Source organism: Gemmobacter megaterium, from assembly GCF_900156815.1.
Classification (GTDB): Bacteria; Pseudomonadota; Alphaproteobacteria; order Rhodobacterales; family Rhodobacteraceae; genus Wagnerdoeblera; species Wagnerdoeblera megaterium.
Genome location: NZ_FTOT01000003.1, coordinates 148,060 through 161,740 on the forward strand (window position 1 = coordinate 148,060; position 13,681 = coordinate 161,740).

The window sequence follows — 13,681 nt, forward strand, 5'->3', positions numbered from 1 at the left end:
ACGATGCCCGAGGCGCGCGCCGGTGATACGCGCTGCGATTTCCGTTTCGGCACACTCTTTGGTGCTGTGCCGAACTGGGTGGCAAACCGGGCGTGAATTTCATGGTTTCGTGCGCGCCCGGCGGGTTTCGCCTTGAAATTGCTCTGGGGTCTATGGCCAACAGTTGCAGCTTGCAAAAGCTGACGCATGGCACCGGAGAGCGCAATGGCCGAGCCCGAAACGCTGGTGACTGTCCGCGAACCCGGCGCTGCGCCAGTGGTCGGACCCTTGCAGCACTATCTGCATGGTGTGCGAACGGCATTGGCCGCAGGACAGCTTGCCCAGGCGCGCGCTGCGCTGGACGATCCGGCAGACCGGGCCTGGCAGAACCTTCCGGTCGTCCGCATGGCGCGGGCAAGGCTTCTGCTGGCCGAGGGACGGACCGCCGAGGCCGAGGCAGAGTGACGGTCCTTGATGGCGGCTGCGCCCGACGGGCCTGTGGGCCATTTGCCGATCCTGTGTCGCGCGCTGATCCAGCAGGGCAGGGTGTCCGAGGCGCGCGATATCTTTGCCGATACCATCTGGGCCGGATCCTTCGCACCGGAGCAGCGCGTGGCCCTGATCGCCGCCCTGACATATGGCTGCACCGAGGACGACCTGCGCACCTTCACCGCGCGGCTGGAATCCATCCGGCCTTCGTCGGCGGCCGAACGGTCGCGCATGGCCGCCGCAGAGGTCCGCGCCGGGCAGTATCCGATGGCCATCGAACGGCTGTGCGCGTTGGAGCGCGAGGGCGCGCTGACGGTTCTTCAGAAATCGCAACTGTTGAAGGCGCTTATACAGCTTGGACAGGTCGAAGCGGCACTGCGCCGCGTGATCCTGTGGCAAGCACAAGAGCCGGACAATCCCGCCTGGGTATTGCAGGAGGCCAAGATTCTGTTCGGTGCCCGCTGCAGTGAACTTGCGGTCCGGTGCACCCTTGCTGGGCTGGAGCGTTGGCCGCTGGATGAAGGGTTGATCCGGCATATGGCCGATTTGCCTGCCACGGCAGAGGAATTTGCCCGCGCTGTCGACATCATCAACGCGGCACGTGCGGTCGAACCGCTGCCGGTCACGGCGGCCTTGGGATTGGCCAAGGCCGCGCTGCATGTCCGCAAGACCGATCTGGCCATGGACGTCCTGTCCGGTGTCGAGGCCGGCGCCGACCTGCGCGCGGCCGTGCAGATGGTGCGCACCGCTGGCGCCAAGGCTACCATCGTCGTCTTTCTAGGTATCTACGGTAAGTTGGGCACCCTGCCGCTGGATTATGTCGATGCGTTGCTGTCGCGGCATCCGGCCCATGTGATCTATCTGCATGACATTCTGCATGCGGAATTTCTGGTTCCCGCGCCCGAGATCGGCGGGTCTGCGGCAGGGCTGATCGCGCTGGTCCGGGGGCTGGCCGATGATCTGGGCGGTGCGCCCCTGATCACCCTTGGCACCAGTTCGGGCGGATTTGCTGCGATGCTGCACGGCCCGGCGCTGGGGGCTGCGGGCATCATCGCCTATTCGGGACAGACCATCATGCATTCGGCGCAGGAACGGCCTGCCGAGGAGGCGCAGCATGGCGGGCTGGCCTATCTGGCGCGCATACCGCTTGCACAGCGCGATGTGTTGCCCGCGCTGGCCGCGTGTCCGGACCTGCCCGTCTGGCATGTCGCGGGCGAGGGGCATGGCAACGATCTGCTGCATCAGCGGCGGCTTGCAGGGCTGCCGCAGGTCCGTTGCCTGATCCAGCCGGGGGGATTGGCCACGCATAACACCATGCTTCCGGCGGTGCTGAGTGGCCGGTTCGACGCCTTGTTGTCCGAAGCCATTGCAAGGATTGCCTGACCGATGCAGATCCATGTCCTGCCTGGCCCCGCGTTCCCCCGCACGGCCACAGCTCCCGGCCCGACGCTGGCCACCTCGATGCGGCTGCGCAGCTTTGCCGCGCTGCTTCGACAGGTATGGCCAGCCCCGCAAGGGGAGTGCGCGGTTGATCTGGGCGCCGGTCATGGCATGTTCGCGACCCTCGCCCGCCGCCACGGATTTCGTGTGACCGCAGTCGATGCCCGGCCGCGCTGGAGCGCGGCGCAGGCGCTTGGCGTGGCGCAGGCACAGCCGCGACCGGCGGTCGATGATGGTATCGCGTGGGTGCAGGCCGATGTCCGCGCATTCGATACAACGCCCTTCGCTATCGTGCCGGCCATCGGGCTGACCTATCACCTGCCGCTTGCGGCCCAGCGGGATCTGCTGGTGCAGACCGCAGGCAGGCCGACAGTCATCGACACCGAAGTCTTTGACGCGGCCGATCCAGCGGCCATCGCCTGTGATCGGTTGCGTCCCGTGCGACTGGACGGCCTGGAGGGTGCCCTGTGCCGCGAGACGGGGAATTACTGGTCCGCCGCCGACGATCAGGAGTCGTTCTGGTCCACGCATGATGCCTTTTTGCAGATGTGCCGCGATGCGGGGCGTCGATCCGTGACGCTGATCGAACCGACCTATCGGTCACAGTTCGGCCCACAGCGCTGGTATGTGCTGGATGCTCCGCGATGACCTGCCGCGCCCCTGCCTTCATCGTCGGTACGTTCGACGTCGACAATTACGGCGACCTGCTGTTCCCGCTGGTCGCGGGGCATGAACTGGGACTGCACGGCATTGCGGTGCAGCCGGCATCGCCCACATCGGGCGTGGTGGCGGCGCTGTCGGATGCGCCGCGGCCGATCAGCCTGGCCGATCTGCTGGAGGGCGAGGTGCCGGGCTGTGGCATCCTGATCGGGGGCGGCAACATCATCCACACCGTCGATGCGGTCGTGCTGGCGGAATATGTCGCGGCAGGTGCAAGCCGGTGGGCCTATGCCGGTCTGTGGCTGGGGGCATCCCTTGCCGGCGCGATGCGCGACCTGCCGGTGATCTGGAATGCGCCGGGTGTACCATTTCCGTTTGGCGGGGCGCGTCGCCGGGCGCTGGTGGCATCGGTGCTGCGGTCGGCCAGCCGGGTCAGCGTCCGCGATCCGGGCAGTGTCGGATTTCTGGAGGCGACGGGCTTTGGCCCGGTTCCGGTGGTGCCCGATACGGTGCTGGGTCTGGCACGGGTCTGGCCGCGCGCGCCGCTACTGGCGGCTCATCGCGCCATTCTGGCCCGCCACGGCTTTGCGCCCGGAACGCGCACCCTGGCGATCCATGTCCGGGGCCGGGCGCTTGACGGCTCTCTTCCCGTTGCCGCGGCCGAGCCCTGGCCGGTATGATCTGTGACGGGTTCACCGGGCCGCATATTCGCCTCGATGCGCCTGCCAGCCTGCGCGAGACGGCGGCAGCCATCGCGGGCAGCGCGGGATATGTGGGGGCCTCGATGCACGGCTATGTCACCGCCTGTGCCTATGATGTGCCCGGAGTGATGGTCGCGCGCCCGGCTCACCGCAAGTTCGGCGGCCTCGTCGGCCAGCTCGGACGGCCGCAGGATATGGTCCGCGACTGGCCATCCGGGCTGAGCGCGCTGGCGCGCAGTCTCGCAGCCCCGGCGGGAACGATCATCCCCGATGCCGTTCATCAGGCCATTGCGGCCCATTGGTCAGGGGTTGCACATTGCCTGAAGGTCGATGATCCGCAGCGCAGACCGGCGCAGCGGTCCCTGTTGGCGGAATATCTGCGCTTTGGCCTGGATGGTGCCGGTCCGGCCTGGGCCTTTGGCGGTTTTGCACGGAGGCCGGGATGACGGCTGCCGACACCCCACGCCAGATCTGGATCTCGGGTGCGCTGGACATCCGCAATTACGGCGATGCGCTGTTTCCCCTGCTTGCCGGTCATCGGTTGGAACGCCATGGCTACCGGATCCGCCCGACCACCCCTTTTGGCGGCGATTGTGGCTGGATGGGCGTCGCGCCCTGCACCCCACTGGGCCGCCTGTTCGACCCTGACGTCCGGGTGGACGGCCTGCTGATCGGCGGCGGCAATATCGTTTATGGCAATGTTTCGGCGGGCGCGTTGCTGCGCTTGCCGCCAGCGGCACAACATGTGCCGGCCTTCGACTGGGCGGCGCCGGGGATCTGGCTGGGGCCGATGCTTGTGGCGGCCCTGCGCGATGTGCCGGTGGCGTGGAATGCGCCGGGCGTGCCCTATGTGTTGACCCGGCGCTGGCATCAACTGCTGGCCGCAGCCTTCCGCGCCAGCGATCCGGTCAGCCTGCGTGATGAGGCCAGTGTCGAGCTGCTGGGCCCGGCCGCCGAAGGGGCCGAGATCGCGGTGCCCCCCGATACGGCCATTGATCTGGCGGCGATGTGGCCCGGGGCGATGCTTGCCCCGGCCTTTGCCCGGCTGCTTGCCCGGAAATCCGCCCCGCCGGGGTCCCGGTTCTGGGCGATTCACCTGCGCGACCGTTCGCTTGGCGAAACCCCCGCATCGGCGCTTGCGGGCTGGATCGACGCCATGGCGCATATGCATGGTCTTGTGCCGGTGCTGATCGCCATCGGTCCGACGCTGGGCGACGCCGACGCGGCGCGCGATCTGGCGGCCTTGTTGACGGTGCCCTGTGTGCTGCTGGACGACCCCGAAGGCCCGGTCGAGATCGCCGCCGCGATTGCCCATGCCGAAGGGTATACCGGCGCCTCGCTGCATGGATATGTCACTGCGGCGGCCTATGGTCTGCCCGGTGTTCTGGTTGCGCGCCCGGCCCATCGCAAATTCGGCGGGTTCCTTGCGCAGATCGGTCAGAGTGATGACCTGCGCCGCAGTTGGGCCGCGGTGATCGCGCAGCCCTTGCCTTTCGAGGGTTCGGCGGGGTCATGCCGGATCCCGCAAGCGGCCTTTGACCGTCTGGAGCAGCACTGGGCCGCCGTGCGCCAGGCGCTGGACCATCCAGAGCGGCGCCAGGCCGAGAGGGCCGACTTCCTGCGCGCTTTTCTTGCCGCAGGTTTTGGTGCGGGGCGGGATCCGGGCGGGTTGCTTGCCCCCTTCTGCACCCGCCCTGATCCGGCCCCGCAGGAACCGCCCAGATGACCGGGGTGCAGGATCCGCGCAGCCTGCCGACGCTCGTTGATCTGATGATCTGGCGCGGGCAGGCACAGGGGGACCGGGTTGCCCTGACACATCTGGACTGGGGCGAGGAGATTGCCGATCAGTCCAGCTATGCTGCGCTGGACCGTCAGGCACGCGCGGTGGCGGGCTGTCTGACGGCGGCCGGATTGCGGGGGCGCCCGGTGATGATCTGCCTGCCGTCAGGGCTGGATTTCGTGCGCGTGTTGCTGGGGTGCCTGTATGCCGGTGCCGTGGCCGCCCCTGCCCCCGGCCCCGAAAGCCGGAGGGGGGTGGATCGCGCCGTCTCGATGATCCGGGATTTCCGCCCCGAGGCCGTGGTTCTGCCGCCCGGTCCCCTGCCCCCTGCCCTGGCCGAGGCGCTGCCGCCCACCTGCCTGCGGATATCCCCGGCCGAGGCGCTGGCCGGTGCGCCCTCTGCGCTGCCGGTGCGGCCCGTGCCGGATGATATTGCCTTTGTGCAATATACCTCCGGTTCGCTGGGCAGCCCGCGCGGCATCGTGATCACACATCGCAACATCATGGCGAACGAGGCGATGATCGCCGCCGCCTTTGGCCACCAGCCTGGGCAGGTCGGGGTGAACTGGCTGCCACTGCATCACGATATGGGGCTGTGCGGGTCGATCCTTCAGGCGCTGTATATCGGCGGGTGCTGCCATTCGATGTCGCCGCTGTCGTTCCTGCAACGGCCCGTGCGCTGGTTGCAGGCTATCAGCCGCCTGGGCGCCACCACCAGCGGGGGGCCGACCTTTGCCTTCGAACTCTGCGCGCGCCAGATTTCCGATGCGGCGCTGTCCGGGCTGGATCTGTCGGGCTGGACCGTCGCCTATTGTGGGTCCGAGCCGATCCGCCCTGCGGCGCTGAGCGGGTTTGCCAGCCGGTTTTCGGGCGCGGGATTCGATGCCCGCGCCTTTCTGCCCTGCTACGGAATGGCCGAAGCCACGCTGTTCGCCACTGGCCAGCCGCGCGGCAGCGGCCTGCGCATCCGCCAGTTGGCCACGCCATCGGTGTCCTGCGGCGGGCCGGTGCTGGATGGCCGGATCGCGATTCTGGATCCGGGCGATGCCATGCTGCCTGACGGCGCATCTGGCGAGATTGCGATTGCCGGTCCCCATGTCAGCCCAGGATTCTGGGATGCCGCCACCGGCGCCGCCCTGCCCGATCCCGCACGCGAGGTGTGGCACGAGGGCCGGCGCTATCTGCGGACGGGCGATATCGGCACGCAGATAGCGGGGGATCTGCATGTGCTGGGCCGCAGCCGCGATCTGATCATCCTGCGCGGCGCCAAGATCCATGCCGAAGATGTCGAAGCCACCGCCCTGAGCGATACCGCCGCACAGGTCGCGGCGGCGGCGGCGTTTGCCGTGGCACAGCCGCAAGGCGAGCATCTGATCGTCATCTGCGAAGGGCCGCGCGCCGCGGGCGCACCCCAGGCCGCTGCCGCCATTGCCGCCCGTATCGGCGAGGTGCATGGCATTCTGCCGCATCGGGTGCTGTTTGTCCGGGCAGGCGCCATCCCGCGCGCGGCCAACGGAAAGATCCGCCGCGCTGCCTGCCGTGATGCCTATCTGGAAGGCCGGCTGGCCACCACTCGGAACGGAGAGAGCGCATGAGCGAGAGTCTCAGGTCCGCGGCGGGATTTGACTTGCTGTCCCGGCATGGCCCGCCCAGATGGAGCCAGGCAGATGGCGCCTGGCTGGTCACACGCCACGCCGACTTGCAACTGCTGTTGCGCTGTTCCAACGATGTCAGCCCCGATGCCTATACCAAGATCGCGCGGGTCGCCAAAGGGACCGGCATGGATCTGGCCAGTCTGGTGACGCTGGCCTCGGGGGTATTGGTGTTCCGCAGCCCGCCCTATCACACGCAGGGCCGTGCCTTTCTGCAACGTGTGCTGGCCATTCTGCGCGCCGATCTTTCAGAAGCCGCGATGCGCCCGATGATCCGCGCCGCGATCAGGCGCACCATCGGGCCTGGCGAGGTTGATGCGGTCGCCGCCTTGTGCGACCTGCTGCCGGTCGAGATCATCCTGACGGCCCTTGGCCTGTCGCCAGGTGCGGCGGCGGCGGTTGCGGCCCATACGGCGGAAATGCTGCGCACCTGCCAGTTCGGGCAATTCGGCATCATGGCACGCGATATGGCCGCCATCGAAGTCCACGCGCGCGAGGTGCTGGAGCTGATCCACCTTGATATCCTTGATGCCGACCGCAGTGGCGATGGGCGCCTGGCCCGTGTGCTGGACCTGAACCGGGCGGAGTTCGGCCTGTCAGAGGCCGATCTGACCGCCCTGATCTTCTTTCTTGCCGCCGCCGGGATCGAGACGACGACGGCGCTGCTGGCCTCGGGGCTGTTCATGGTGTGCAGTGTGCCCGGCCTTTACGACCGGCTGGCCGCCGACCGCAGCCTGATCGTTCCCTTTGTCGAAGAGGTGACGCGGGTTGCCACGCCGATGCACACGACATCGGTGCGCAAGGTGCCGCCCGGAACGGTCATCGGCGGGGTGGAGTTCAGCGGAACCGAGCTGCTGTCGCCGTTGCTGGAAATGGGCAATCACGATCCCGCCGTCTATGACGATCCGGGCAGCTTCCGGCTGGACCGGCGGGGTCCGCCGCATCTGGCCTACGGGCTTGGCGGGCGGTCCTGCCTGGGGGCCGGGCTGGCGCGGCTGGAGACCAGGATCTTCATCGACTCCCTCCTCGATACCGTGCGGCCCCGGCTGATCAATCCGGTGCCGCAATGGCCCCCGGCGCCATCCTGGCGCCGACTCGCGCGACTTGACCTGCATATGCAACCTCTCTGACCAACGGCGGATCTCATGACGACCCCTTTGACCGATGCGGAAACCCTGCGTGCCTGGCTGAAATCCTACATCAGTGCGGTGCTCGACCTGGAGGCTGACACCGTTTCGACCGCTGTTCCCTTTGACAGCTATGGTCTCGATTCGGTCGAGGCCGTGATCATGGCTGGTGTGATGGAGGAAGAATTCTCGATCCGCATCGATCCGACGATGGTGTTCGAAGACCCTTCGATCGACGGGCTGGTCAAGGCGCTTCAGGGGGCCGGACTTGTCCGCTGAGACTCCGCGCCTGACAACGCCCCAGGCCAGTATCGTCGTCATCTGCTACGAGATGGCGCGGGCACTGCCCCGCACGCTGTTGTCGCTGTCGCCGCAATATCAGCGCGATTGCCCGCCGGGCATGATCGAGGTGATCGTTATCGACAATGGCTCGCGCGATCCGCCACGGGCCGAGGATTTTGCCCATCTTGGCCTGGATCTTCGGGTTGTCCATTGGCCGCCGGGGGACAAGTCGCCGGTCAAGGCGCTGAACCATGGCCTGCGGTTGGCCCGCGCACCGCTGATCTGCGCCTGGATCGACGGCGCGCGCATGGCCTCGCCGGGGTTGGTCAGCGCCTCGATTGCCGCGGCGCGTCTGCACCCGCGCCCGGTGGTCGCGACCCCGAACTACCACATCGGCCATGAAACCCAGATCGCCCTTGCACTCAAGGGCCATGACGAGGCGGCCGAGGACCGGCTGCTTGACTCGATCGGCTGGCCCGCCAACCCCGAGCGGCTGTTCGAGATCTCTACGGCGGTCTGGCGTTCGGGCGAAAGCGAACGGATGCTGGAAACCAATGCGCTGTTCATGACCCGCGCCATGTGGGACGAGTTCGGGGGGTATGACGAACGGTTCACCAGCGCCGGTGGCGGGGCTGCGAACTGCGATATCTTCCTGCGTGCCTGCGAGGCCGAAGGCACCCAACTGATCCGTATCCGGGGCGAGGCGACGTTTCATCAGGTTCATGGCGGCACGACCAGCAATGCCGGGGAGTCGGGGCTAGATGTCGGTATGGCGATCAGCCGCGAATACTACCGCTTGCGGCGCAAGCCCATCGTGGGTGTGCGATCCCCCGGCTGGATCTTCGACTCTGGCACCGGCGCGCTGGTCTGACCGGGGGCCACACCGCCACCGCCAGCGCGGTCGAGGGCCCCGGACCGGGCCGTCACCGGGGCCGTTCCACGGGCACGCCGGACGTGGCGCTTGCGCCAGTGCGGTGCGCTGCCCGGCTGTCGGCGGGGGTCTCGTCGCGCGCTGTCATGCCGTAGTCCCGCACGACATGGGCGATCCGCAACCGATAGTCGCGGAACACCCCGCCCCGCCCGCGCGCCTGCGTTGCCCGATGCGCAGGACGGTTCCGCCACGCCGCGACAGCCGCCTCGTCACGAAAGAAGGACAGCGACATCAGCTTGCCCGGTTCGCTCAGGCTTTCGAACCGTTCGACCGAAATGAATCCGTCGATCTGCGCCAGCTCTGCCTTGAGGGCCGCGGCCAGCCTTAGATAGGTGTCGCGCTGTCCTTCGGCGGGCCAGACCTCGAAGATGACGGCGATCACGGACGCACCAGCGCGCTGTGCGGGGCAGAGGCGAGCCGCAGAAACATCCGGTCCTCGCGCCGGATAAACTGTTCGCGGCGGGCAAAGTCGTAATTCTCGCGGCCTGCCGGATCTGCGGCAAGCCGCGCGCGATAGGCTTCATAGGCGGCAAGGGACTCGATGTGATAGATGCCATAGGCGATGGTGCTCGATCCTTCATGCGGTGCGAAATATCCGACCAGATCGGCGCCGCAGCGCGGTATGGCCTCGCCCCAGGTGCGCGCGTAGCGATCAAAGCACTGATGCTTGAAAGGGTCGATTTCGTAACGGATGAAACAGGTGATCATGGGGACTCCGTGCCAGATTGCCCCGGAACCGGGGTGCCTTTCCCTAGCATCGGCACGCGCGCGGATGTTTCGGCCATGGCCGAAGCATTGCGCACTGACGGCAGGCGCGGTGGATGATAGACTTGGCGCATGGCAAACTTGGGTTCGGGGATGACTCTTGCAGAGGTGGCACGCCTGATCGGCGATCCGGCGCGGGCCAATATGCTGGCCGCGCTGATGGGCGGTCAGGCCCTGACAGCGGGCGAGCTTGCCTGGCACGCCGGGGTAACGGCCCAGACCACCAGCGGCCATCTGGCACGGATGACCGATGCGGCGTTGCTGGCGGTCGAGAAACAGGGGCGGCACCGCTATTACCGGCTGGCAAGTCCCGAGGTGGCACAGGCGATCCAGGCCCTGATGGCGCTGGCGTCAGGGGGCCCGCGACGCCACCGCCCGACCGGACCCAGGGACGAGGCCCTGCGCCTTGCCCGCACTTGTTACGACCATATGGCGGGGCGTCTTGCATTGGCCATCGCCGACAGTCTGGTGCGGCAGGGGCATGTGATCCTGTCGGATGGCGCCGGTCTGGTCACCGACGAGGGGGGCGCGTTCTTTGCGACCCTTGGCATCGAGGTCGCGGCGCTGCCATCGCGGCGCCCCCTGTGTCGCACCTGTCTGGACTGGAGCGAGCGGCGCCCGCACATCGCCGGACACCTGGGCGCCGCGATTCTGCTTCTGGCGACAGAGCGGGGATGGGTCGCGCGCAGAGCTGACAGCCGCGCCCTGCGCGTGACTCGCGCCGGGGAAAGCGGCTTTGCATCCACCTTTCGCCTGCCGACGGATTGGCGCGACTTTCCCTGAGGCGTCCGGGGGCGCCCTGCCTGGCCTGTCGTACCCGGTGCGGGCCGAGGTCGGGGTCGCTGCGCCAGCATGACGAGGGGTCAGCCACGGCGCGGCAGGCGCGCGCACCTGCGCCGTGTCGCGTTTCGCAGGCATCTGATCTGTCACGCAAACTTTGTATCTGCGTCACGCATCTGACACAGCCAACCGGCAGATAGCCCCCAATGAACCGGGGGACGTTGGATGGAACCGCAATCGCTTGAGCTGACCGGGGTCGGCAAGGGCTTTGGCGCAGAGGATGTGCTGCGCTCGATCGACCTGGCGATCCGGCCGGGGGAATTCCTGTCGCTGGTGGGCATGTCGGGCTGCGGCAAATCCACGTTGCTGCGCATCATAGCGGGGCTGGAAACGCCCGACCGGGGCCGCTTCACCATCGGCGGGCAGGATGTCACCGCGCTGGACCCCGCCGACCGCAACCTTGCCATGGTGTTCCAGAGCTACGCGCTCTACCCCCATATGACCGTGCGGCAGAACATCGCCACGCCGCTGCGGATGCGGCAATTGTCACAGGTGGCGCGGCTGCCGGTGCTGGGGCGGCTGGTGCCGGGCCGTGCGGCGGCCATGGCCCGGATCGGGGTGCAGGTGGCCGAAGCGGCCGAGACCCTGCAGATCGGCCATCTGCTCGACCGCAAGCCGGCCGAGCTATCCGGTGGGCAACGGCAGCGGGTGGCGCTGGCCCGTGCGCTGGTGCGCGATCCGGCGGCTTTTCTGATGGACGAACCGCTGTCGAATCTGGATGCCAAGCTGCGTGCCCATATGCGCAGCGAACTGGCGGCATTGCATCGGCGGCTGGGGGCGACATTCGTCTATGTCACCCATGACCAGATCGAGGCGATGACCATGTCCGACCGCATCGCGCTGATGCAGGCGGGGCAGATCGAACAACTGGGCACACCGACCGAACTGTATGAACGCCCCGCCACGCTGACCGTGGCGCGGTTCATCGGGACACCGGCCATCAACCTGCTGCCCGCCGAAGTGGACAGCGCCGGGCGTGTGCGGGTGCTGGGCCTCGAGACCGGGCTGAGCGCCCCGCGCGGGGCCACCGGGGCGGCCACGCTGGGCGTGCGGCCCGAGGATCTGCGCCCTGGCCGTGGCGGTATCCGCGCCCGCGTGCTGCATACCGAACACCATGGTGCGGACCGCTATGTCTCTGTCCTGCCCGAAGGTCTTGCGGACAGGCCGCTGACCCTGCGCCTGGCCGCCGGGGCGAGCCTGCCTGCCGATGCCGACGGGCGGCTGCATCTGGCCTTTGTGGCAGAGCGCGCGCATCTGTTCGGGGCCGATGGTGTCCGGCTGGATTGCCATGTCGATGCGCGGGTTTCGGCATGACACTGGCCGAACGTCTTGCCCCCGTCCGCCGCCGGGGCCACAGCCGGGCTGTGATCGGGCTTGCCTTTGCCGCACCGGCGGTTCTTCTGTTGCTGGCGATCTATATTCTGCCGCTCGTCGCGCTGACCGGCTTCAGCCTGACCGACTATCGGCTGGGTGCCCTCTCGACCGAGTTCACCGGGACAGCGAATTTCCGCCGTGCCTTTGGCGATCCGGTGTTCCTGCGGGCGCTGCGCAATACGGTGCTGTATGCGGCCATCGTGATACCGCTGGGGGTGGGGCTGGCGCTTGGTATTGCGCTGCTTGTGCATTCCCGCACCCGGTCGCGCGGAATATGGGAGATCGCCTATTTCCTGCCCGTCACCGCCACACTGGTGGCCATGGCCACCGTGTGGCAATTCGTCCTGCACCCGTCGCTGGGGCCGGTGAATGCCGCCATCCGCTGGTTCGGGTTCGAGCCGGTGTCATTCCTGGCCGATCCGGCGCTGATCATTCCGACGATGGCGATGATCGGGGTCTGGCAGGTGCTGGGCTTCAACATGGTGCTGTTCCTGGCAGGGCTGACCGGCGTGCCAAAGGATCTGTACGAGGCCGCGCGGCTGGATGGCGCACGCAGCCCGCTGGATCGGTTTCTGACCGTGACCTGGCCATTGCTGGGGCCGACCACGATGTTCGTGGCCGTCACCACCTCGATTTCCGCCTTCAAGGTGTTCGAGACGGTCGCGGTCCTGACCAAGGGACGGTCAGGGTCCGAGGTGCTGCTGTATGCGATCTATCTCGAAGGGTTCGAATATGCCGAAACGGGCTATGCCGCCGCGCTGACGCTGCTGTTTCTGGCCATCGTTCTGGTGCTGTCCATCGGGCAGACCCTGCATCTGGATCGAAAGGTGCACTACTGATGCCGGTGTTCCGTCGCCTTCTGCCCCTGCTGCTGCTTGGTCTGGGGGCCATCTTTGCGCTGCTGCCGTTCTATTGGATGGTCCTGACCTCGATCCGGCCCCCGGCAGAGATTTTCAACATCTCGCTCTGGCCGGTGCCACAGGATTTCCACGCGGCCGAGAACTACGCCAAGGCGGCGAGTGCCGTGCCGATGGCGCGGCTGATGCTGAACGGGGCCATCGTCTGTCTGGGCATTCTGGTGGTGCAGGTGGCCACCGCCGTTCCGGCCGCCTTTGCCCTGGCCAAGCTGCGGTTTCCGGGCCAGCGGCTGTTCCTGACGCTGGTGATCGCCGCGCTGTGCGTGCCGATGCAGGCGTTGGCACTGCCGCTGTATGTCGGGCTGGCCTCGGCCAGGTTGCTGAACACCTATTTCGCGCTGATGGCGCCGTTCTTCTTGTCGGTTTTTGCGATCTTCCTGTTCCGGCAATCCTTCCGGTCCTATCCCGACGAGATCATCGAGGCGGCGCGGCTTGACGGGTTTTCCTGGATGGAAATCTGCTGGGGCCTGGTGCTGCGCGGCTCGTTGCCGGCGCTGGCGGCGTTTTCGGTGTTCTCCATCGTTGCGCATTGGAACGACCTGTACTGGCCGCTGATCGTCGTGACCGACATCGCCTATGCGCCGCCACCGCTTGGGGTGCTGTTCTTTGCCGATGCGGAATCGGGCGCGGACTACGGCGCGCTGATGGCCGGGGCCGCGATGATCACGGCGCCCATGGTTCTGTGTTTTCTGTTCGCCCGCCGCCAGTTCATCGCGGGCATCACCATGACCGGGGTGAAATGAT

Annotated in this window: 16 protein-coding genes; 14 read left to right on the top strand and 2 right to left on the bottom strand. The window is 67.3% G+C overall.

Going from position 1 to position 13,681, the window contains the following annotated elements; translation table 11 throughout:
- Positions 1–204 precede the first annotated feature (204 nt).
- Genes BW970_RS09350 through BW970_RS09395 form a run of 10 tightly spaced genes read left to right on the top strand, consistent with a single transcriptional unit; the run spans position 205 to position 8,981 of the window.
- Positions 205–444 carry a hypothetical protein gene (locus BW970_RS09350; RefSeq protein ID WP_076530504.1) on the top strand — a complete coding sequence of 80 codons (240 nt, stop codon included), beginning with the start codon at positions 205–207 and terminating at the stop codon, positions 442–444.
- Between the two features lie 9 nt (positions 445–453).
- Complete coding sequence (locus BW970_RS09355; RefSeq protein ID WP_076530506.1) at positions 454–1,851, top strand: hypothetical protein; 1,398 nt, start codon at positions 454–456, stop codon at positions 1,849–1,851.
- Between the two features lie 3 nt (positions 1,852–1,854).
- Positions 1,855–2,556, top strand: coding sequence for a class I SAM-dependent methyltransferase (locus tag BW970_RS09360; protein WP_076530508.1), 702 nt, complete (start codon positions 1,855–1,857; stop codon positions 2,554–2,556).
- A complete protein-coding gene (locus BW970_RS09365) occupies positions 2,553–3,248 on the top strand; it encodes a polysaccharide pyruvyl transferase family protein (protein WP_076530510.1) in 696 nt (231 codons plus the stop codon). Before BW970_RS09360 ends, BW970_RS09365 begins: the two co-directional genes overlap by 4 nt.
- Entirely contained in the window at positions 3,245–3,715 is a 471-nt protein-coding gene (locus BW970_RS09370; protein WP_076530512.1) for a hypothetical protein, read from the top strand. Before BW970_RS09365 ends, BW970_RS09370 begins: the two co-directional genes overlap by 4 nt.
- A complete protein-coding gene (locus tag BW970_RS09375) occupies positions 3,712–4,995 on the top strand; it encodes a polysaccharide pyruvyl transferase family protein (protein WP_076530514.1) in 1,284 nt (427 codons plus the stop codon). The genes BW970_RS09370 and BW970_RS09375 overlap by 4 nt, the downstream gene beginning before the upstream one ends.
- Complete coding sequence (locus tag BW970_RS09380; RefSeq protein ID WP_076530516.1) at positions 4,992–6,644, top strand: AMP-binding protein; 1,653 nt, start codon at positions 4,992–4,994, stop codon at positions 6,642–6,644. Before BW970_RS09375 ends, BW970_RS09380 begins: the two co-directional genes overlap by 4 nt.
- Positions 6,641–7,831, top strand: coding sequence for a cytochrome P450 (locus BW970_RS09385; RefSeq protein WP_076530518.1), 1,191 nt, complete (start codon positions 6,641–6,643; stop codon positions 7,829–7,831). The genes BW970_RS09380 and BW970_RS09385 overlap by 4 nt, the downstream gene beginning before the upstream one ends.
- A 15-nt stretch (positions 7,832–7,846) precedes the next feature.
- Positions 7,847–8,107, top strand: a complete 261-nt coding sequence (locus BW970_RS09390; RefSeq protein ID WP_076530520.1) for an acyl carrier protein — start codon at positions 7,847–7,849, stop codon at positions 8,105–8,107.
- Positions 8,097–8,981 carry a glycosyltransferase family 2 protein gene (locus BW970_RS09395; RefSeq protein WP_076530522.1) on the top strand — a complete coding sequence of 295 codons (885 nt, stop codon included), beginning with the start codon at positions 8,097–8,099 and terminating at the stop codon, positions 8,979–8,981. Before BW970_RS09390 ends, BW970_RS09395 begins: the two co-directional genes overlap by 11 nt.
- Before the next feature lie 52 nt (positions 8,982–9,033).
- Here BW970_RS09395 and BW970_RS09400 read toward each other — a convergent pair whose 3' ends face one another.
- Together BW970_RS09400 and BW970_RS09405 are read right to left on the bottom strand one after the other, a co-directional pair.
- Positions 9,034–9,423 (bottom strand): antibiotic biosynthesis monooxygenase family protein, encoded by a 390-nt coding sequence (locus BW970_RS09400; protein WP_076530524.1) that lies wholly within the window; start codon positions 9,421–9,423, stop codon positions 9,034–9,036.
- Positions 9,420–9,749 carry an NIPSNAP family protein gene (locus tag BW970_RS09405; protein WP_076530526.1) on the bottom strand — a complete coding sequence of 110 codons (330 nt, stop codon included), beginning with the start codon at positions 9,747–9,749 and terminating at the stop codon, positions 9,420–9,422. The genes BW970_RS09400 and BW970_RS09405 overlap by 4 nt, the downstream gene beginning before the upstream one ends.
- Positions 9,750–9,899: 150 nt before the next feature.
- On the opposite strand from BW970_RS09405, the gene BW970_RS09410 reads away from it, so the two are divergent.
- The 4 genes from BW970_RS09410 (at position 9,900) to BW970_RS09425 (ending at position 13,680) form a co-directional block, all read left to right on the top strand.
- Complete coding sequence (locus tag BW970_RS09410) at positions 9,900–10,589, top strand: ArsR/SmtB family transcription factor (RefSeq protein ID WP_229740480.1); 690 nt, start codon at positions 9,900–9,902, stop codon at positions 10,587–10,589.
- A 222-nt stretch (positions 10,590–10,811) separates the two neighbouring features.
- Positions 10,812–11,960 carry an ABC transporter ATP-binding protein gene (locus tag BW970_RS09415; protein WP_076530529.1) on the top strand — a complete coding sequence of 383 codons (1,149 nt, stop codon included), beginning with the start codon at positions 10,812–10,814 and terminating at the stop codon, positions 11,958–11,960.
- On the top strand, positions 11,957–12,859 hold the full coding sequence (locus BW970_RS09420) for a carbohydrate ABC transporter permease (protein WP_076530531.1): 903 nt from the start codon (positions 11,957–11,959) through the stop codon (positions 12,857–12,859). The genes BW970_RS09415 and BW970_RS09420 overlap by 4 nt, the downstream gene beginning before the upstream one ends.
- Positions 12,859–13,680 carry a carbohydrate ABC transporter permease gene (locus BW970_RS09425; protein WP_076530533.1) on the top strand — a complete coding sequence of 274 codons (822 nt, stop codon included), beginning with the start codon at positions 12,859–12,861 and terminating at the stop codon, positions 13,678–13,680. The genes BW970_RS09420 and BW970_RS09425 overlap by 1 nt, the downstream gene beginning before the upstream one ends.
- Position 13,681: the final 1 nt, after the last annotated feature.